This window comes from Porphyromonas somerae, from assembly GCF_022845615.1.
In the GTDB taxonomy this organism is placed as follows: domain Bacteria; phylum Bacteroidota; class Bacteroidia; order Bacteroidales; family Porphyromonadaceae; genus Porphyromonas_A; species Porphyromonas_A somerae.
Genome location: NZ_AP025559.1, coordinates 877,161 through 896,936, shown reverse-complemented (window position 1 = coordinate 896,936; position 19,776 = coordinate 877,161). Strand labels below are relative to the sequence as shown.

Sequence of the window (19,776 nt, the reverse complement as noted above, 5' to 3'; positions counted from 1 at the left end):
ACTTTGTTAAACAGCTGCAATTTTATATTTAGACTGAAATTCATCTAGCCAGTAGAATAGGGCAACAACATAATAAATGTCGGTCGATACTTTTATCCAAACTACAAAGGCAATAATTAATAGTAAAATAAAAAGCAACCTATAGTTTGGAATGGCTTTGCAAAAAGAGAGAAGCTGATAGATAAAGAATATCGCAAAGATAGTCAGACCACATAATCCAGAATACAATACAAATCGGCAATATCCGATATCTGTACCAAAATACCAATCTTCAAATATCCCATAACCAATGATCCACCCCTGTAAATCTGTAGGCCATATCCACATCGTTTGGAGCACATCTGTACTCCCTGTTTGCCACACTCCAGTTTCAAAGAAACTGAAAAATCCCTCAAACCCAAAGCGGAATAGGCTTCTAGCCTCTGCACTCACATTATAGATCAGCATACTTGCCAAAATTGAAATGGCTAAAATAGCAAGGAAGCTATTAATCATAGGCTGGAGAGATATCTTGCCATTTCTATCATTCGCGAAATAAGAACCGATTATAACAATCAGACCAATCACTACTCCTATAAGTGTAGTACGTGAAATCATATTACCAATGATTGATATGATTAAGAAGGAGCAGATAAACCACCTCATACTACTAGAAGAGCCATATACTAGCTCATCCTGTGTCATTACAAATGCGGCCATCGTAAGTGTTACTGCAAAACGAACTCCAGCCGGGTCTAGTGATGCACCTATCCCATATAGCCTCCCCCCTTCCTTCACAAATTGGTTGCCAGTGGTAAGATAGTTATCAACGATATATGCCACCATTGGAATATTATCAATTAACAAGGCAATCACACACTGAAAGAGACAGACTGCAAGAAAATAGCTAGTAATTAGCCTAAGATTTACCTCTCTATGCACTACACGAATTAATTCAGCTACAGTATAGGCCGAAAAAGTCCAAGTAAAAAATGAGACAAAATAATTGCTATAGCCATAGTCTGAAGTGGCATTAATCTCAGTAGAGAGATAATTAATAGTCGAAAATAAAAAAGCTATAAGAGTTGCGAATATGAGTTGCAGTGGAACGGTATTATTCTTTTCATTAAAAATGCCAATCAGGAATAGGACTGTACCAACTATTGCTAGCACCACTTTAGTATTAGGTCCACCGTATGCACCTAGGAAGCTTGTTGGAAAAAGGTAAAAATCAACTGCTAGAGCACATATAATAATGCCCATAGCTTTAACAATGTTATTAAGCGAAAGGATGTTATTCATGATCTCTATCTCTCTTAATATCTCAATCTATAAGCTATCTTATAAACATAATTAAATAGATCTACCAACCAAAATTGTCCCTTCATGGCACACTTCTGAAGCCATTGATTATATTTATGATCTGACGGGTATTCATCTATAAAGAGATTAGCCTCTGGGAACAATTCCTGCCATTTCTTATATTGGTTCGCGTCTCTAGAATATAGAAAGGGAAGCTTAAGGGTGAGCTTCAAAAAGTTGATATCATCAGTGTAATCGTGACTACTGACTTTTGCCATTATTTCCTCTAGAGCTTTAATATTTGTGGCGATATCATCGTAGTGCTTATTATTATAGTTTTTAGTGAGAGAGGCTTCGTTAGATGTCATATAGTGATAAAGGGGGGCGTTTAGCATTTGAAAGTCTTTAGCATAGAGCAATACCTGCCCCATAAAGTAGAGGTCTTCACCCATATTATACCCTGAAAGGAAGTGTATATCCTCTCTCACGATCAACTTCCGCCTTATCATAAAGGCCCATAAGTTCCATTTCATTTTCCCTTCACAGATCAATTTCAGAGCTGCTTCGGGTGTATTAGGTTTGGGACAGTCAATAAGTCTTGATTTCGCCTCATTCTGCAGATAATAGTTATATCCGACGACATCGGTTTGCGGGATAGAAAGTAGCTGCACAAAGGAATTCGGAGCATAATAATCATCTGCATCTAGCCATAAAACATACTCCCCAATTGCATGGGATAGAGCAGTATTTCTAGCCTTGGCCACTCCTCCATTCTCTTCATGCTGTATAATCTTTACGCTAATATGTTTAGGGGCATTAATCGAAAATTGCTCAAGCACTTCTGACGTCTTATCAGTAGAGCAGTCGTTAACCACGACGAGTTCAAAAGGAATTGCCCCCTGATCTAGGAGCGAGTCCAAACTTCTTTGAATCGTATTTTCACCATTATAAACTGGCATCAGCACAGAAATCAATGGGTGAGCAGTCACTTTTTGTATATTGTCACAATTTTGCATAAGACGCAGCTTTTATCATCTACTTGCAAAGATAAGGAATAATTTTGAGGTGGGTGGTGAAAGTCATCTTAGGCACAATCACTAATGGATAGTTGAAAGATCGGATGGTGTGGATATTGGTGAGGTGAAGTCGAGTATTAATGTGTAATCGAACAGTCGTGGAGATGTGAGCTTGGGGAGATTTGCAGTGATATGGGGCTTAAAGTTGGTTCTATTAGATTAAGAGAAAGAAAGAATGACGATTATTCAACAATTGGGGCTGTAGTCTAAAACACATTGCATCTTGCTGATTTAAAAGTGTGATTGATTATTTTGAAGCAGTAGCAAAAGGGTTTACTGCTATAAGAAGGGGCAAGATTAGAGCAAATGGCAAGCCTACATATCTTTTAGAGATGTCAGATGGTAAAAGCAAGACCTTGTTTGTTGAGTTATCTGACTATGGTGGATATTATGAGGTTAACAAACAGTGCGGGTGTATTTAGACCAGAATACGCAAAAAACAAAGAACTGATTTGAACCGAACCCGCCACTGGTAACAGTGTAACTACCGACACTGCTGAGTCTGACACACAATCAAAGGGTAGTAATGCCATTAAAGGGAATGCTCCACAAATCAGTTCTTCTGAAAGCAAAGGTAGTGATAATGTAGGAGATGTAGAAGTAGAATTTAGAGATAAAGAGACTGGCGAGCTGATGTGTGAGAAAAATAGAGATTTGAACCAAAAAAGGTGGATGAATAGGTGTTATCTGAAAATAATTGGCCGTCTAGCAGCTTATGCAACCTTAAATCTATTGTGGGTCAATAATTATTGGTAATTTTGAAGCAACTAGTTATGACTTATAGATATTAGAGATGCCACAGTTTAGTTTTGATCAACCGATTGAGCGAAAGGGTACCAATAGCGTAAAGTATGACGGCTTTGGTACCTTTCAAAGCGACTATGATTCAGTCATTCCGCTATGGATCGCAGATATGGATTTTGCAACACCACCTTTTGTTGCCGAGGCGATCAGGGAGCGTCTGGAGCATCCGATTCTTGGCTATGGCACTATTCCCAACTACTATTATGAATCTATATGCAATTGGTTTCAACTAAAATATGGATTCAAACCCACTGCCAATGAGATTAAGTATATCCCAGGCATTGTCTCTGGAATTTACAAGTTGCTTGAATGCTTAACAGATAAAGGTGATCAAATACTCATTACCCCACCAGTTTACTATCCTTTTTCACAGGTAATCATCAATAGTGGACGGAAAGTGGTAGAAGCGCCATTGCAACTACATAATGAGAGATATGAATTGGATTGGGGTAAGCTGGAGTGGGGCATGCAAGAGGCAAAAGTATTCCTGCTCTGTCATCCCCATAACCCTGGTGGTAGGGTCTGGCGTCGCGAAGAGCTGGAACGGATTGCAGGTTTGGCTATTAAATACAATACGATAGTCCTAAGTGATGAGATTCATGCAGATCTTACGTATAAAGAATTTGTGCATATTCCTTTTCCATCTGTCTCTGAAGCTGCTAGCAAAGTAGGCATTTCGCTTATGGCTCCTTCTAAAGCTTTTAATATGCCTGGGGTTGTTGGGTCTCATCTATATATTATGGATGAAATATTAAGAGATAGGGTCTATTCATATATTGATAATAATGGACTTGGTATTGGTGATTGCTTTACTTATGATGCAATAGCTGCGGCTTATAAGCAAGGAGCTGAGTGGCTTGATGAATGTACTGAGTATATTCAAGGTAACGTAGCATATGTACAAGACTACTTAGCCAGGCATATACCGAAGATTAAAATGATAGTACCTGAGGCCTCTTTCCTTATTTTCTTGGACTGTAGGGGATTAGGTTTATCTAGCACTGAAGAACTCAATGAGTTTTTTATTAAGCGGGCTGGGCTTTTCCTAAATGATGGAGCTATGTTTGGTACAGGAGGAGACTATTTTATGAGATTGAATATTGGTTGTCCTCGCCAATTGCTTACGCAAGTGATGGAACGACTTAAAGGTGCGGTGAAGTAATTAAATATATAATAATATAAGGGAATTATGAATTCACTAAAAGCAATATCGCCAATTGATGGACGATATAGAAAGCAGGTTAATGAGCTAGAGAATTACTTCTCAGAGTATGCCTTAATAAAGTATCGTGTTAAGGTGGAGGTAGAGTACTTAATAGCTTTATCAAATGAGCTACCTGAAAGGCTATCTTTGCTACAACAGGATGAGATCAGAGATGAATTGCGGAAGCTGTATGAAGACTTTTCTACTGAAGATGGTCAGCGTGTAAAGGAAATTGAGTCTGTCACAAACCACGACGTAAAAGCAATTGAGTATTTCATTAAGGAACGACTTAGTGATGAAAAGTATGCTCCAGTACTAGAGTTTGTACACTTTGGTCTTACCTCACAAGATATCAATAATACTTCACAGCCAATGATGCTTCGAGATGCTCTTGAAGATGTTTGGTGTCCAATGTTGGAGGAGATTATTGCCGAACTTACTGAGAAGGCAAATGAATGGAGAGAGATACCAATGCTGGCTCGTACTCATGGGCAACCTGCTTCTCCCACAACACTTGGCAAAGAGATTTACGTGTATGTTTATCGTCTTTCTGAGCAATTAAAACTACTTCAGTCTGTACCACAAAGTGTCAAGTTTGGTGGAGCTACAGGAAATATGAATGCCCATCACATTGCTTATCCTGAGATTGATTGGCGACAGTTCGCACATACATTTGCAGAAGAGTACCTTGGGATGGATCTAGAGGAGTATACCACACAAATCTCAAATTACGACAATCTCGCAGCATTGCTGGATAGCATCAAGAGGATTTGTGTGATACTTATTGATTTTGCAAGGGATATGTGGACCTATATCTCTGAAGAGTATTTCAAGCAAAAGATAAAAGAGGGTGAAGTAGGCTCTTCTGCAATGCCTCACAAGGTGAACCCTATAGACTTTGAGAATGCTGAGGGTAATCTAGGAATAGCCATTGCCTATTGTGAGCATTTGGCTCATAAGCTACCAATATCACGCCTTCAGAGAGACCTCACAGATAGCACCGTGATGCGAAATATCGGAATGCCTATTGCTCACAGTTTGATCGCTTTTAATAGTCTTAAGAAAGGAATAAATAAGCTATTATTGCACGAGGAGTCTATACTTGAGGATCTAGATAATGCACTCCCTGTAGTGGCAGAAGCGCTTCAGACCATTTTGCGTAGAGAGGGGTATCCTAATCCTTACGAAGCTCTTAAGGGGCTTACAAGGAATAATGAGGTGCTGACACGTGAAAAGCTGGATCGTTTCATAGATAATCTTGATATCTCTGACGAGCTCAAGAAGGAAATGAAGCAAATTACTCCACGAAGTTATACTGGAGTATATTGCTAATTAATCATATTAAAAGAGGGTTTGGAGATGTCTCTCCAAACCCTCTTTTGTTAGGTATGACGGACATGTCATACATCTGTGGTGGAAGTCCACTCGGGGCGTAGTTGCCAACGAACCCCATAGCGACTTGCAAGTTTCAAGGGGCGACCCTTGGGAGAGAAGAAGCAATAGCGAATTCGTGGCCTGACGAACAGAAACCTAATACCAAGGCGTATCAAGCGGACAAGCTGGCCTAAGACAGTGAAGTTCCAAAAGGCAACCGTAACCTTGATGCGTAAATTAGGCAGGTAAACGATGAAAGATGTATGACTTATCCCGTGAGGCCTCGGCAGTCCTATAGGATAGTAACAACGAATGTCGAGGAGTCAGCAGAGGTCGAAGTAGCCGTTCTCGTGCAGGACAAGGCGAAGGACCGAATAATTTGTAACGTTAATCAAGAATGTATGTTCCGATGTCTTTGCTGACGAGTGGCAACGTTCAAAACGTCAATGCGAGCGCCCACATAGAGCTAAGCACGTATGCATTGGAAGCGGAAATTAAGAAAGACGGAAGATGAAACTAATCGAATATGATTAGTCTCTCTTTGAAAACGAATTAAACCGCCGTATGCCGAACGGCACGTACGGTGGTGTGAGAGGGAAGGAAACGAAAGTAGGTCAGAAAACTTTCGTTTCCCGACCTACTCAATTTATAAGATGGGGTTATTAAAACCCTTCAATTACTGGTAGGAACTTCTCTGCTGAGAGTGAGGCTCCACCAATAAGTCCACCATCTACATCAGGTTTGCTAAATAACTCCTTAGCATTGCCACCATTGGCACTTCCGCCATACAGAATGGTAGTATTATCAGCAATAGACTTGCCATACTTATCTGCTATTACCTTACGAATATGTGCATGGATCTCTTGGGCTTGATCACTCGTGGCAGTTTTGCCAGTGCCAATGGCCCAAACAGGTTCGTATGCCAATACAATATTCTTGAAATCACTTTCAGATAGATCAAATAAAGCCTCTTTTACCTGACGCTCTACCACCTCAAAGTGTTTACCCACCTCACGCTCTTCGAGTACCTCTCCAATACAAAATATTGGCTTTAGCTGATTAGCTAGAGCAAGCTCTACCTTCTTCTTAAGAATAGCAGAAGTCTCATGGTAGTATTGCCTGCGCTCGCTATGCCCAAGGATTACATAAGTGGCACCAGTAGAGGCAACCATTTCAGCAGATACCTCACCAGTAAATGCGCCTTTTGACTCGCTAGCACAGTTCTCAGCAGCTACCTTGATAGGGCTACCTGCTACAGCCTTTGCTACCTCGCTAAGGTGGGTAAATGGTACGCCTAGAATCACCTCGCAGTTAAGGTTTTTACCTTCAATAGAGCTACGTACATCTTTGGCTAGCTGAATGCCCTCAGGGAGTGAGGTGTTCATTTTCCAGTTGCCGGCAACAATGTTTTTTCTCATAATCATTTCTCTTTCTTACGTTTTACAATATTTATCCTTCTAATAATTCCACCACAGAGGGTGATAAGTATATATAAAGCTGATAGTACCCCAATAAAACCAAACTTGTCAAATTTGCTATATATCGGATGGTCCAGGCTAGGTAAATTACTTCTAATATCTTCTTTATTTAATGCAGATTCAAAGTCACTTCCAGATAGTTTGTCTACAATTTTTCCTGCTTTAATCAGCAAAACCCCTGGATTGCTACGCACAATAGTAATTGCAGTGGTTTTATCCAGAAAAAAGATTTCAGCAAACCTCTTCTCAAGCTTTGTATACCTTGGATCGCTCCAGATATCAGCTGTATTGCCCATAGCAAGGAGTAGGGGGTATGGAGACTTTTCAACCATCTCTTCAAGCATTTTGAGTTGAACCGCTGTTATATCAGGGGAAATAACTAAAATAGCTTCGCTCTCTTGATAAGCCAAGTCCTCCATCGCATTACTGCCATCTTCTCTAGTGAGTACAAAGTCAGCACCTGGAGGCCTAGTTGCCTCTTTGATAACTTCAATCTCGTCCCTCACAAATATCCAAGTGGAGTCTAAGTCATTGAGCTCATCAATTCCGAATACCTTTTCAACGCCATCTTTTTGGTAGACAAAGTTGTAGATGTATTCTCCTTCCGATCCACCAGTAGTGGTCAGTTCCATAAGGTCGCTTCCAACCTTATATGGACGGAAGTCTATAATGGGTAGGTGTTTGATGTTTGCAAGGTTAAAGCCTAGAAAAACGATCACTCCCGCAAGTAGAGCATAATTATTGCCTTTCACATTTAACCAATGATACCAATGGTCTCCATTAAAATAGAGGTAGATAACGAATGAAAGGAGTACAACATTTTTCCAGAATGTAGCTTTGTTACTAATGATGATGGCATCGCCAAAACAACCACAGTCTGTGACAGGATTGAAAATATAGATATAGAGGGTGAGCAGAGTCATAGCACCCATTAATGCGAGTGCTACAAACTTCGTCTTTGTAGGTCTAAATCCTAAGAGAAGAGCAATGCCAAGTGCACTCTCAAAAAGATTAAGCGCTACAGAAAAGACAAGGTCTACACTAGGATTGGAATGGATGCCGAAGCTGCTAAAGTACTCTCCAATTTTTATTGCGGTACCCACTGGGTCTATACCTTTCATAAGTCCAGAAAAGACAAAGACCAAGCCCACTATAATCTGAAGAGTGGTAGTCAATATTTTTTTTGACTTAATCCATTGCATCACATCCTTCACTAATTTTTATTAGAGCGAAAATGGCATAATTGATCATGTCAAGGTAGTTGGCATCAATACCTTCGCTCACTTTTGTAGCTCCTTGATTATTTTCTATCTGCTTAGTCCTAAATATCTTTTGAAGGATGATATCGGTAATGCTGGAGATACGCATACTACGCCACGCCTCACCATAGTCATGGTTTTTGGAAAACATCAGTTCTTTAGCCTTAGCAGCATACTCACCATACCACTGAAGGAGTAGATCCTTATCTTCAGTAGGTTGGTCAGTATATCCCTTTTCTAGCTGAACCAATCCCATAATCGCATAGTTAACGATCCCTATAAACTCATATTTAAGAGCCTCTCCGACCTTGTTTTCCCTCTTTTCCTGCACAGATCTTATCCTTTGAGCTTTAATATAGATTTGATCTGTGATAGCAGTAGGGCGCATTACACGCCAAGAAGCACCATAATCCTTGAATTTATGGATAAAAAGCGTCTTGCAATTTGAAAGCACCCCTTCAAATTGTTCCTCCGTCTTTTTGTAATCTGCCATTTTATTCCATTAAAAATTGAATGTCATCCGCTGTGCTATACTCAGTAATCTGTTTGCCCTTTTTGAATACACGAAGTGTCCTAACGCCAATAAGCTTTATCTTGCCATTTTCCACTAAAAAACGACAGCCTTCCCTCAACCCTGCTACATACATTGTGGGATTGGCTTCAATATATTCAAGAATACGGACCTCTCGTGTCTCACCTCCGTGATCAGAAGGGTGGGTATCAAGGTAGTGAGGATTAATCTGGAATGGAACTAAATTGAGGACATTAAAGCTCAATGGCTCTACAATCGGCATATCATTCGTAGTACAGATAGTAGGGCATGCGACATTGCTACCAGCACTCCAACCTACATAGGGAGCACCACCATCTATTACCTTTTTTCTAATCGCTTCTATAAGACCTTGCTCTTGCATCATCTTTGCAAGCTGAAAAGTATTACCTCCGCCTACCATTATGGCACCAGCTTCTTCTACAGCTTTAATAGGGTCATCAAAGGTATGAACGCCTTTGACCTCAACACCTACGCCCGACAAAGCTTTATTGACCTTATCAACATAGGCATCAAAGCTAAAGGTCACTCCTGCGAAAGGGATGAAAACCACATTCTTCTTCTGATTGCCAAGAAATGTTGCGATATCTTGTGCTGGCTTCTCTAGATACTGTTCACCAGGGGAAGCAGAATTGCTGATTAATAAGAGTCTCATAATTAAAGCATATTTATGGATTAAACATTCTTCTACAAAGATAACAATTTCTTTGCCCTCTTCAAATGCCCAAGTCACTTGCCTCAAATAAACAAGATAAATTCACATTGTAAATAACTACATGTGTGAATAAATCCGTTTGCATTCACATTTGAAATCTATTGAGTATATAATTATGAATAAAAGCCCCATTGTTAATTTATCGTATAGACAACCATTTCTTTAACCGAGCTAGAAATTAAACAATTTAAGCCAATGCGAAAACACGCGTTATTTCACTTCTACTCGATTAATAACAAATGTATAACTATATGATTTCCAACCTATTTCCAATATTATATACAACTATTCTAAGACGTACATGAATACAAAAACCAATGTAATGCGAACGCATCAATGACGGGACCGCCTAAATCCCACAAGCACTTAATTGCTAATCTATTATAAATATAACATATATTCATTATAGGCTTTAGCAGTTGCATTAAGCTGAAGTGGTCGATTTCATATTTATCTGGGTTGTTTATTTGATATATTTAGTTTAACTTTGCAGTGAATTCACATTCACATTGTATACATTTCAAGTATATTTATATTGTAAATCTCAATTCACAATACTCTATGGATGAGAGAGAGGAAAAATTAGTAGAGCAGGGGAGAAGAGTAGAGTCCATTATCAATGATGAAGGACTTACTCAAGCTGAATTTTCAGAATTAACTGGGATAAAAACTTCTACGTTAAATCACGTCATTAAGGGGCGAAATAATATTAGTCCAATGGTGATGTATCAAATTCTCTCTGCATTTCCCATTTATAATGAGGAGTGGATTCGTAGTGGTCAAGGAGAACGAACTAAAGATATTAATTCAACGAGTAATACTAATGTTGCTTCAGGAGAAGCTCTTTCGCATGATAACCTTTCCCAGCCCTCTTTCGTCGGTTCGAATTCTCAGCGAACTCTATTTAGTGCTAATTCTGAGCCATTAAGAAATAATACTGCGGAGCCTAATCAGGATAATTCAACTTCTACTACTATTGATAAACAGACAGTAATGTCTGAGGTGAAAAGAAGTATCACCAAAATAATCGTTTATTATGATGATAATACATTTGAAACCTTTACTCATTCCGCTGAGTAAGCTATTATCCTACTAATCATATTTCTTCTTGCTATATTAATATGCAATTAGGAATTGAAATTATTTGGGGGTATATAATTACTTATGCAAGTAGTGTAAAAGTTGAGATGCAACTAAGTAATCGGCGAGTTGCAACTAAGCATTTGCCGAGTTGCATCTCGCCGATTGCTTAGTTGCAGCTCGGATGACGATCATATAAAGTATTGAATTCCAGGTGATTGATAAGAGGATTTTTGAAAGCCCTCTTTTAGCTCCTTTTTCCCCTTATTTTCAGTTAGAAGTTCAGAAAAGTTACAGTGCTCTTTGTTTGGGAGAATAGATTTGTTGGCACTGAAGTTTTCCCGAAGAATTAGGAGCCTTGATCGGTAGTATCTCTAATAAAGAAACGCTAGGCATATTAACGTTCCATTGAGCATACTATACTAATAAATAGAACTCTATTACAGCAATAAGTATTCTGTAGTGATAAAGATATTATGCGTCTGTTATACTTGCTAATAAAAAATCAATAGTGCTTAAATGGGGGAATTATATGGAACTTTCCATCTCCTTTATGCTATTATTATAATAGGTGTTATGTTAAGTAGCATATTGTAATTATTTGTGGAGCCTACAATTCCAGGCAATTAAAAGGAGATGAACGACCACACATTCTTAGTGAGTAACCCAAGAGAAATAAAAGGCATGCTCTTAGATGTGTGTTGTTATGATTATTTCTCTATAAGTCGCTTCATAGACTTATAGCTCATTAGTGCGATTGAAAGGAAGTAGATGATTTCAACTGTAAAGCACATTGCCACTGTGCCATTAAGCAAGTAGACAACTGTAGCGCCATAAATCAGATAGAAAGATGCATTGAGCATCTCTATCTGGAATACCCTACGCGTATTACCACTTGAGCTAACCGCATTGAAAAACATATTACCAGCTGATGCTATTAAAGCAGCTGTGGCAAGCACCCTCAGGGTTGGTACAGAGGATTGGATTAAGTCAGCATTATCTGTAAAAATACGCAATGGTATCTCAGGGAAAAGCTGGACGAATGTAAAGAAGATCAACATGGTGCCAAATGAAAGCTTTATAGCTCTCAATAAATAGCTCCATAGCTCATCTATCATACCAGCACCAACAATATGACCGACGGTAGTGCGAACTGCTGTGCCATACGAATTGAGTGGTATAAAGAAAAGCACGTACAGCTGTCTTGTGATAGATGCCACTGCCAACTGACGCTCTCCCAAACTTTCAATCATAAAGAAGAATATTGCCCATGCGGCTTGGCTCACAAAGGCCTGTAGCATAAGGTAATAGCTAAGCCCAAATAGTTGCTTTGAGAGGCCTTTGTCCCATACCATCAGATTTGCCTTATTAAGGCCAAAGAAGTTTCCATCTAGTCTCCACAATGTATACAAGAAATAGAAGACAAGCGAAGAAAATTCCGCTATCACACTTGCTAGAGCAGCACCTTTAACCCCCATTTCTGGGAGGCCAAAATTGCCAAAAATAAGTCCGTAATCAAGGGTAATATTGACTATGGACATTACCACTGAATTAAGGGTCAATACCTTAGTACGTGATATGCCAACGAAAAAAGAACGAAAGGTAGAGGCAAGAAAGGCAAATGGAAAGCCAAAGCTACGATAAGTCCAATAGTCTACAGCACTATTAGCCACATTCTCGCTACTTAGTAGCGAGTTGAAGAGCTTTGGACCGAGTGAGAAGCCTAGTGCCATGACAAGTAATGCGGCAAGTAACAATAGTCTGATACCCTGCCCTAAAACCCTTCCTATCTGGTTAAACTTCTTGGCACCGTATCGGTGGCTAATCATTATCTGAGTGCCACTTGCTAGCCCCCACCCTACAGTATATATGCTAAAGTAAACAAGGCTTCCCATAGCAGTTCCACCAAGCTCTACTTCACCAACCCTAGATACGAATGCAGTGTCAATCACTCCAATCAGATTTTGGGCAATTAGTGAAATAAAGACTGCCCAAGATAGCCTAAGAATCTCCTTCGTTGATAGGTCTATTTTCCCTTCTATCATATTACTTTAGCAAAAAGAGGGGCTAAATACCAATTATATGGTATTCTGCCCTACTCTTCTCATTTAAAAAGCTACAAACTTATTCCAAGCTATCAAGTCTCGTTTGAATAGTCTGAAGCTTTGTAATTGCATCTTGCTCTTTTTTACGTTCCATGGCAACAACAGCCTCTGGAGCCTTATCGACAAACTTAGGGTTATTGAGCTTGCTCTGTACACCTTTGAGGAACTTTTGCAGGTGCTCCTGGTCTGCCTTCAGCTTTTCGATTTCTGCTGCTACATCAACAAGTCCTGCCACAGGTATCCCAAAGAGAGATGTTTCAATCTGGAATGTAACCATTTCTGCATCTTCACGTGGCTGTTGGTGTTGATAGCTAGTGATATTAGCAAGTTTGGTAATAACCGCCTTTGAAACGTCGGAAAGATTAGCCTCTGTATGCAGCTCCAACTCTTCCTTTGGAGATAGATTTTTCTTGGCTCTCAAGTTACGTATTTGTGTAATTATAGAGCGATCTCTCTCCATCTGTGCTATAACCTTCTCATCGAAGGACTGTAGCTCTCTTACTTGGCTTACCATAATGCTCTCCCCCTCCTGTCTCTCAGCTATCGCTTGCCATAGCTCCTCAGTGATAAATGGCATGAATGGATGTAGCAGCTTCAGAAGTTCTTCGAAAAAACGATTCGTTGCCATGATGGTAGCTCTATCTATTGGAGCACCATAAGGGGGCTTAATCAGCTCAAGATAAGTTCCAGAGAAGTCGTCACGAATTAGCTTATACATCAATAAAGCAGCGTCATTGATACGATACTTCTTAAAGTGGTCGGCAAGAATAGTCTCTTCTTTCCTAAGAAGTTGTTCGAACCAATCAATCGCAGCTTTCTGAGCCTCCTCTTGAGCGATAGTATCACTTATTTCCCAGCCTTGGATTAGACGGAAGGAGTTCCATAACTTATTACTGAAATTACGTCCTTGCTCCACCAATCCCTCATCAAATAAAATATCGTTACCAGCCGAAGCAGCCGTCATAAGTCCCATGCGTACTCCATCGGCTCCATACTTATCAATTAGCTCTAGTGGGTCAGGACTATTACCAAGAGACTTACTCATTTTACGCCTCAAGTTATCCCGCACTATTCCAGTAAGGAAGACATTCTTAAATGGCTTTTCTCCCCTATACTCATAGCCAGCAATAATCATCCTAGCAACCCAGAAGAATAGGATATCAGGTCCTGTTACTAGGTCAGAAGTTGGGTAGTAATAATCCAACTCAGCATTATGCTTCTCCAAAGGGTCACCAAAGAGAGAAATAGGCCACAGCCACGATGAGAACCAAGTGTCAAGTGTATCGGGGTCTTGAGTCAAATCCTTCATTTCAAGGCTTTGATCTCCAGTCTGTTTCCTAGCTTCCTTCAGTGCTATTTCAGGAGTTTCTCCTACCACAATAGTGCCATCAGTAAGGAAGTAAGCGGGGATCCTATGCCCCCAATAAAGCTGACGAGAGATGTTCCAGTCCCTTACATTTTCCATCCAAGAGGCATACACTCCCTTGAAGCGGTCTGGTACCAATTGCACGTCATCCTCCATTACAGCTCGATATGCAGGTGCAGCCAATTCCTTCATCTTGAGGAACCATTGCATAGAGAGCTTGGGCTCTATAGGCACATGAGTACGCTCAGAAAGACCCACCTTATTGGTGTAGTTCTCTATTTTTTCTACTAATCCAAGTCCCTGCAACTCCTCTATGAAGCTATTGCGCACGTCCATACGATCTTCGCCTTCGTACTTGCCACCTAAGTGGTTGAGAGTACCATCGTCATTAAATATATCTAGCTCAGGAAGGTTGTACTTCTGACCTAGCATATAGTCATTGACATCGTGACTAGGAGTCACTTTAAGACATCCCGTACCAAACTCTCTATCTACATATTCATCGTGAATAATGGGGATGGCACGCCCTACCCCTGGCACTATTACCTTCTTGCCCTCAAGCCACTTATAACGCTCGTCCTCTGGGTGAACGCAGACGGCAGTATCTCCAAAAATAGTCTCGGGCCGTGTCGTGGCTACTACAATGTACTTATCTGCCTCACCCTCAACAAAGTAGCGAATATAGTATAGCTTGCTCTCCGTCTCGTGATAAATAATCTCCTCATCAGAAATAGCTGTTTTAGCCTTTGGATCCCAATTAATCATTCGGACACCACGGTAGATAAGTCCCTTGCGATAAAGGTCGCAGAAAACGTTTATTACCGCTTTGCTACGTGTCTCATCCATGGTAAAGGCTAAGCGATCCCAATCGCATGAGGTACCGACTTTTTTGAGCTGCTCAATGATAATTCCGCCATGCTCATGGGTCCACTCCCATACATGCTTTAAGAACTCCTCACGAGAGAGGTCACTCTTTTTGATCCCTTTACTAGCTAGGCGTTCCACAACTTTTGCTTCCGTCGCAATAGAAGCGTGATCAGTACCAGGTACCCAGCAAGCATTGTAGCCAGTCATTCTTGCCCGGCGAATCAATATATCTTGGATAGTATTATTAAGCATATGACCCATGTGCAACACACCTGTGACATTTGGTGGTGGCATCACAATTGTGTAGGGTGGTCGGTTATCTGGCTTAGAGGAGAACAGCTTGTATCTCATCCAATAGTCGTACCACTTCGATTCTACCTCTGATGGGTCATATTTTGCGCTTAATTCCTTATTCATATGTTTATAGCTATTTGATGTTCAGTTGGACAAAGTTACCTTATTTTTTCCGCACTATTTAGATTCAGACTATTTTGGAGCCGTTTTTCATGCTTATTCAGTGAAATGTAAATCTCTTTCATCTCCTCCAATGCAGCTACATACTTGTAGCTATTGGTGATGGCCACCCTAGCCTCTTGATTTAGATCAAAGCGTACCTTTGCTTTTCCTTTTTCATTGCAAAACTCTACACCTAGCCTAGAGTTATCTGGAGCTAGGGCTACAAATTGCCCTAAAGGCATTCCCCTTTTTCCCGCAAAAGTAAGTCGTTCATAATGGCGACCTAGGTTGCTATACCTATAATTCAGCCCCCCATCGTACTGCAGCGTGTCGCTAAGTATATAAGTGTCATTGGCACGGTCAGAGATGCGAATGAAGACTATATTTAACTGGGTAGTACTTGAAGCTGATGCAATTAGCTCAAGAGTGCCATCATTCGCTACATAAGCGTCGATAAAAGGCGACTCTGGTGTCTTTGAGGCTGGGTCGTACCCTCTAAATCGAAGTATGTTTTCATCGGGCATATCTTTAGCCGGAATGAGTCTAAATTGTTGATATAGACTATCGGTATAGGCTTCAAGAAGACCAAGACGTTCTACAGAAGCGAGAGAGTCTCTGCGACTCAGTTCGAGCCTAACATTCCTAGACTTTTCTAGGGCTTTACGTCGGCTCTCAACCTCATTCGGATATACCACTTTCACACTATCCAGCCACTCTAAAGCACTGTCTAGTGCATCAATATTAATAAGGCTATCCGCCGTAGCAATCATCTGCTCAGCTCCCTTTTTAGTCTTACTTTGGCAGCCCACTATGAGGATTGAGAAAAGTAGGGTGCTACAGATGAGTATTGATATTCTTTTCATACTTTCAGTTGGTCAAAAGTTTTCTCGCGATATATGTGATATCGTATTAGCAGTGATCTTTTATAGAGCTTTTGAAAGGCTACTTCTCGGGCCTCACTATCTCCTGAGACTGTTTTTCCCATACGACGATAGGCTCGAAGTGCTTTGACTACTGCTTTAGCATCCCCCCATTTACCTTGTACCATAAAAGTGGCCATGGCAACTAGATCCAACAACCACCTCACTGTTAGTATCCAAAAGCGTTTACTATCTGGGAGGTTCTTATAGAGCATTTTTCGGTTATTGCGAAAATTGAGAAATGTTTTACGAGGATCAGTACTACTGAGCGAAGCACCACCATAGTGATACACAGTACTTTCAGGTACTACAAATAGTCGATGCCCTGCAATGTGCCATCGCCAACATAGGTCTATTTCCTCTTGATGAGCAAAAAACGAAGCATCAAAACCTCCAGCATCAATATAGACTTTCCTGCGAACTAACATTGCTGCCCCACTCGTCCAAAAGACCTCTTTAGGCTCTAAGCCGTATTGCCCGTGATCCTTCTCAAGTGTCTCAAAAATACGTCCTCTACAAAAAGGATATCCGAGGTAGTCCAAATATCCACCTTCAGCCCCAGCATATTCATAGCTTTGAGGAGCTCTATCCCATCTTATCTTTGGCTGTACTGACACCACATCCCTGTGGGTTTCCATGAAGTGGTAGAGGGGTTCGAGCCAGCCTGGAGATACTCGCACATCATTATTGAGTAGTAGTACATAATTATGTTCCAAGCGAGCTATTGCTTCGTTGTAACCTCTAGCAAAACCATAGTTTTCTCCTAATTCAATTACCTTTACGCCAAGACTTTTAGCATAAGCTACAGAGGCGTCGCTACTACCATTATCTGCTAGTATAATATCAGCAAGATCTAGAGGGGTATGCTGTACTAAATCAGGCAAATACCGCTCCAATAATGGTTGTGCATTCCATGAAAGTACTACTATGGCTATCTCTTTCATGCCATTTCTATATCTTTATGTGGAAAGCGCTCTTTTACTAGCTCTGGAGTCACCTTCCACCGTTTGTGAGACCAAAGCCATAGCTCAGGCTTTCTTCTGATGGTCTTTTCCAGTAGCTGCATAAAGTCTTTTGATAGTTGATGTTTATGGAGCTGACTAGCATCTCTTGTCATTTCCACAAGCTTAAGTCGGTATTTCCCAAGTTTCGGACGCTCCACATCTACATAGACTACCGCTGCTCCTAACATCTTCGCCAGACGATCCATACCAGTAACTACTGCTGTGTATTGGTTTAGAAAGTTAACGAAAAGCTCTGCTCCTTCAATACCTGGAGCTTGATCAGCCACCATTATATAGGTCTTATTGCTATTATCGTTTCTTTGGTGCAGAATAATCTTTGCTGCATCCCACTTATCCATCAATTGAGCGCCAAATTTGCTTCTAAGCTTTGATAGAACATAGTGCCAAGCACCTTTCTGTCGCACAAAAGCAACGTTGAATTCAGTCACAGGTAGCAGCAACTGACATCCCGTATACCACTCCCAATTGCCGTAATGGCCGAGTAAGAAAAAGATGCGCTTATTTTCTTTGTGTAGTTCTTCAATCAGCTCAGGATTTTCAATACTCACGTGGCGCCTAAACCGACGCTCTCCAAATGCGGTTAGCATCACCGTCTCTACTCCCACATTGCATAGGTGATGATAGAAAGCCCGCTCAAGTTTTCGGAGCTCAGATTTACTCTTTTCGGGAAAAGAATGTGCTAAATTGGCTTGTACAACTTTCCTACGATAGCCAATCACGTATTGCAGTAGATATGAGATGCACCAACTCATACCATAGTGCCACCAACTAGGTAAATATCCGATTAGTCGTAGTAGGGAATACAATAGCTTCCCTCGCCAAATTTCCCCTTTACTCAGCTCTTTCATCGTCTATAAATGAGCCACTAACTACACAGTCGCCCTCAATTATATCGTGTAACTTCACCTCCACAAGGCGCCCTTCTATATTTGATCGGAAAGGAAGACGCACGCGAACATAGTTACCAGTATACCCATAGAGCCACTGACCATCAGCACCAGATGCGTGATGCTCCACCAATACCCTTCCCTGAGTACCAAGTTGTGATTGAACGAAGGCAACATGTTTTTTATCGCTCAGCTCCAACAATCTTTGGCTTCTTTGGTGCTTGACTTCGGGAGGAACTATCGGCTGGATCTTTAACGCATCAGTATCAGGGCGCTCACTATACGAAAAGACATGTAACTTGCTGACTGGTAATTCGCCGATAAAATTGAGCCCATCCTCAAAATACTCATCCAACTCGCCACGCATTCCTACAATCACATCTACCCCTATGAAAGCATCAGGCATTATCTCCTTAATAAGCATCACCTTGTGCTTGAAAAGCGATCGATTGTACCGGCGACGCATGAGCTTCAACACCTCATCGCTACCACTTTGGAGCGGAATGTGAAAGTGAGGAGCAAACCTCTTAGAGTGTGCCACAAAGCGAATGATTTCATCCGTAATAAGGTTTGGTTCAATGCTGGATATTCTATAGCGATCGATCCCTTCCACTTCGTCTAAAGCACGTAAAAGGTCAATAAACTGCTCCCCTGTACTACGTCCAAAGTCCCCGACATTTACACCTACAAGAACTATTTCACGGCCTCCACTGCGTGCTACTCCTCGAGCCAATTCTACTAGTTCCTCTATCGTCCCATTCCGGCTTTTTCCACGAGCTTTAGGAATAGTACAATAGCTACATCTATAATCGCAACCATCCTGTACCTTTAAGAAGTGACGGGTGCGGCCTTCACTTGATATAGAGGCCTCAAATGAATCGACCTCCTCAATAGGGGTATGTACTAAGTGACCATCTACTCCCCTACTCTCAAGCCCTTCAATATATTCTAGTAAACGCCCTTTATCTCGAGCACCTATAATCAAATCGACTCCCTCCAGACTTAAAAATGCCTCAGGGTTAAGCTGAGCGTAGCAACCAGTAACTACTATACGTGCACCCGGATGCTCTCTATGGAGACGCCTAACTAGTTGACGCCCTTTCTTTTCAGCAACCTCTGTAACACTGCAAGTATTTACCAAGCATATATCTGCCACCTCTCCTGAGTCAGCAACCTTCATGCCTTTTTCAATCAAAGCACGAGACAAGTGACTCGACTCAGAAAAGTTAAGTTTACACCCCAACGTTTCAAATACAAAACGCTTGCCTATGAGGGTTCCTTTATCTCCTATATTATCTATCATCATACGTAATGCAAAGATAACACTTT

The 19,776-nt window shown here is 40.9% G+C and carries 16 protein-coding genes; 4 read left to right on the top strand and 12 right to left on the bottom strand.

Annotated features, from left to right (window positions below):
- Window positions 1-6 precede the first annotated feature (6 nt).
- Both MWL85_RS03745 and MWL85_RS03740 read right to left on the bottom strand, forming a co-directional pair.
- The gene (locus tag MWL85_RS03745) at window positions 7-1,281 is read right to left on the bottom strand and encodes a hypothetical protein (RefSeq protein ID WP_244401472.1); all 1,275 of its coding nucleotides are present in this window, start codon (window positions 1,279-1,281) and stop codon (window positions 7-9) included.
- A 14-nt stretch (window positions 1,282-1,295) separates the two neighbouring features.
- Window positions 1,296-2,297: a glycosyltransferase family 2 protein gene (locus MWL85_RS03740; protein WP_244401471.1), complete on the bottom strand. Its 1,002-nt coding sequence runs from the start codon at window positions 2,295-2,297 to the stop codon at window positions 1,296-1,298.
- A 299-nt stretch (window positions 2,298-2,596) separates the two neighbouring features.
- On the opposite strand from MWL85_RS03740, the gene MWL85_RS03735 reads away from it, so the two are divergent.
- The 3 genes from MWL85_RS03735 to purB all read left to right on the top strand — a co-directional run bounded on the left by MWL85_RS03735 (window position 2,597) and on the right by purB (window position 5,697).
- The gene (locus MWL85_RS03735; RefSeq protein WP_244401470.1) at window positions 2,597-2,779 is read left to right on the top strand and encodes a hypothetical protein; all 183 of its coding nucleotides are present in this window, start codon (window positions 2,597-2,599) and stop codon (window positions 2,777-2,779) included.
- A 371-nt stretch (window positions 2,780-3,150) separates the two neighbouring features.
- Window positions 3,151-4,323 (top strand): MalY/PatB family protein, encoded by a 1,173-nt coding sequence (locus MWL85_RS03730; protein WP_244401469.1) that lies wholly within the window; start codon window positions 3,151-3,153, stop codon window positions 4,321-4,323.
- A gap of 27 nt (window positions 4,324-4,350) precedes the next feature.
- Window positions 4,351-5,697: an adenylosuccinate lyase gene (gene purB, locus MWL85_RS03725; RefSeq protein WP_244401468.1), complete on the top strand. Its 1,347-nt coding sequence runs from the start codon at window positions 4,351-4,353 to the stop codon at window positions 5,695-5,697.
- 704 nt (window positions 5,698-6,401) lie between these two features.
- Here purB and tpiA read toward each other — a convergent pair.
- The 4 genes from tpiA to pepE are packed head-to-tail and all read right to left on the bottom strand — an operon-like array spanning window position 6,402 to window position 9,681.
- Window positions 6,402-7,157: a triose-phosphate isomerase gene (gene tpiA, locus MWL85_RS03720; RefSeq protein WP_244401467.1), complete on the bottom strand. Its 756-nt coding sequence runs from the start codon at window positions 7,155-7,157 to the stop codon at window positions 6,402-6,404.
- 2 nt (window positions 7,158-7,159) lie between these two features.
- The gene (locus MWL85_RS03715; RefSeq protein WP_244401852.1) at window positions 7,160-8,419 is read right to left on the bottom strand and encodes a BT_3928 family protein; all 1,260 of its coding nucleotides are present in this window, start codon (window positions 8,417-8,419) and stop codon (window positions 7,160-7,162) included.
- Window positions 8,406-8,969 (bottom strand): DUF1599 domain-containing protein, encoded by a 564-nt coding sequence (locus tag MWL85_RS03710; protein ID WP_018028041.1) that lies wholly within the window; start codon window positions 8,967-8,969, stop codon window positions 8,406-8,408. The genes MWL85_RS03715 and MWL85_RS03710 overlap by 14 nt, the downstream gene beginning before the upstream one ends.
- Window position 8,970: 1 nt before the next feature.
- Window positions 8,971-9,681, bottom strand: coding sequence for a dipeptidase PepE (pepE, locus tag MWL85_RS03705; RefSeq protein WP_018028042.1), 711 nt, complete (start codon window positions 9,679-9,681; stop codon window positions 8,971-8,973).
- 621 nt (window positions 9,682-10,302) lie between these two features.
- Here pepE and MWL85_RS03700 point away from each other — a divergent pair.
- A complete protein-coding gene (locus MWL85_RS03700) occupies window positions 10,303-10,821 on the top strand; it encodes a helix-turn-helix domain-containing protein (RefSeq protein WP_244401466.1) in 519 nt (172 codons plus the stop codon).
- 710 nt (window positions 10,822-11,531) lie between these two features.
- Here the strand turns inward: MWL85_RS03700 and MWL85_RS03695 are convergent.
- The 6 genes from MWL85_RS03695 to mtaB form a co-directional block, all read right to left on the bottom strand.
- Entirely contained in the window at window positions 11,532-12,866 is a 1,335-nt protein-coding gene (locus MWL85_RS03695; protein ID WP_244401465.1) for an MATE family efflux transporter, read from the bottom strand.
- Between the two features lie 79 nt (window positions 12,867-12,945).
- A complete protein-coding gene (locus MWL85_RS03690) occupies window positions 12,946-15,576 on the bottom strand; it encodes a valine--tRNA ligase (protein WP_244401464.1) in 2,631 nt (876 codons plus the stop codon).
- 35 nt (window positions 15,577-15,611) lie between these two features.
- Entirely contained in the window at window positions 15,612-16,478 is an 867-nt protein-coding gene (locus MWL85_RS03685) for a hypothetical protein (protein ID WP_244401463.1), read from the bottom strand.
- Window positions 16,475-17,479 (bottom strand): glycosyltransferase family 2 protein, encoded by a 1,005-nt coding sequence (locus MWL85_RS03680; protein ID WP_244401462.1) that lies wholly within the window; start codon window positions 17,477-17,479, stop codon window positions 16,475-16,477. The genes MWL85_RS03685 and MWL85_RS03680 overlap by 4 nt, the downstream gene beginning before the upstream one ends.
- On the bottom strand, window positions 17,476-18,408 hold the full coding sequence (locus MWL85_RS03675; protein WP_244401461.1) for a lysophospholipid acyltransferase family protein: 933 nt from the start codon (window positions 18,406-18,408) through the stop codon (window positions 17,476-17,478). Before MWL85_RS03675 ends, MWL85_RS03680 begins: the two co-directional genes overlap by 4 nt.
- The gene (gene mtaB, locus MWL85_RS03670) at window positions 18,392-19,753 is read right to left on the bottom strand and encodes a tRNA (N(6)-L-threonylcarbamoyladenosine(37)-C(2))-methylthiotransferase MtaB (RefSeq protein WP_244401460.1); all 1,362 of its coding nucleotides are present in this window, start codon (window positions 19,751-19,753) and stop codon (window positions 18,392-18,394) included. The genes MWL85_RS03675 and mtaB overlap by 17 nt, the downstream gene beginning before the upstream one ends.
- Between the last annotated feature and the right edge of the window lie 23 nt (window positions 19,754-19,776).

Bases quoted from the DNA above. Each gene is read 5' to 3' on its own strand.
- mtaB (WP_244401460.1), bottom strand. From the start codon at position 19,753: ATGATGATAGATAATATAGGAGATAAAGGAACCCTCATAGGCAAGCGT.
- MWL85_RS03685 (WP_244401463.1), bottom strand. From the start codon at position 16,478: ATGAAAAGAATATCAATACTCATCTGTAGCACCCTACTTTTCTCAATC.
- MWL85_RS03745 (WP_244401472.1), bottom strand. From the start codon at position 1,281: ATGAATAACATCCTTTCGCTTAATAACATTGTTAAAGCTATGGGCATT.
- pepE (WP_018028042.1), bottom strand. From the start codon at position 9,681: ATGAGACTCTTATTAATCAGCAATTCTGCTTCCCCTGGTGAACAGTAT.
- MWL85_RS03710 (WP_018028041.1), bottom strand. From the start codon at position 8,969: ATGGCAGATTACAAAAAGACGGAGGAACAATTTGAAGGGGTGCTTTCA.
- MWL85_RS03715 (WP_244401852.1), bottom strand. From the start codon at position 8,419: ATGCAATGGATTAAGTCAAAAAAAATATTGACTACCACTCTTCAGATT.
- MWL85_RS03700 (WP_244401466.1), top strand. From the start codon at position 10,303: ATGGATGAGAGAGAGGAAAAATTAGTAGAGCAGGGGAGAAGAGTAGAG.
- MWL85_RS03730 (WP_244401469.1), top strand. From the start codon at position 3,151: ATGCCACAGTTTAGTTTTGATCAACCGATTGAGCGAAAGGGTACCAAT.
- MWL85_RS03740 (WP_244401471.1), bottom strand. From the start codon at position 2,297: ATGCAAAATTGTGACAATATACAAAAAGTGACTGCTCACCCATTGATT.
- MWL85_RS03690 (WP_244401464.1), bottom strand. From the start codon at position 15,576: ATGAATAAGGAATTAAGCGCAAAATATGACCCATCAGAGGTAGAATCG.
- tpiA (WP_244401467.1), bottom strand. From the start codon at position 7,157: ATGAGAAAAAACATTGTTGCCGGCAACTGGAAAATGAACACCTCACTC.
- purB (WP_244401468.1), top strand. From the start codon at position 4,351: ATGAATTCACTAAAAGCAATATCGCCAATTGATGGACGATATAGAAAG.
- MWL85_RS03675 (WP_244401461.1), bottom strand. From the start codon at position 18,408: ATGAAAGAGCTGAGTAAAGGGGAAATTTGGCGAGGGAAGCTATTGTAT.
- MWL85_RS03695 (WP_244401465.1), bottom strand. From the start codon at position 12,866: ATGATAGAAGGGAAAATAGACCTATCAACGAAGGAGATTCTTAGGCTA.
- MWL85_RS03680 (WP_244401462.1), bottom strand. From the start codon at position 17,479: ATGAAAGAGATAGCCATAGTAGTACTTTCATGGAATGCACAACCATTA.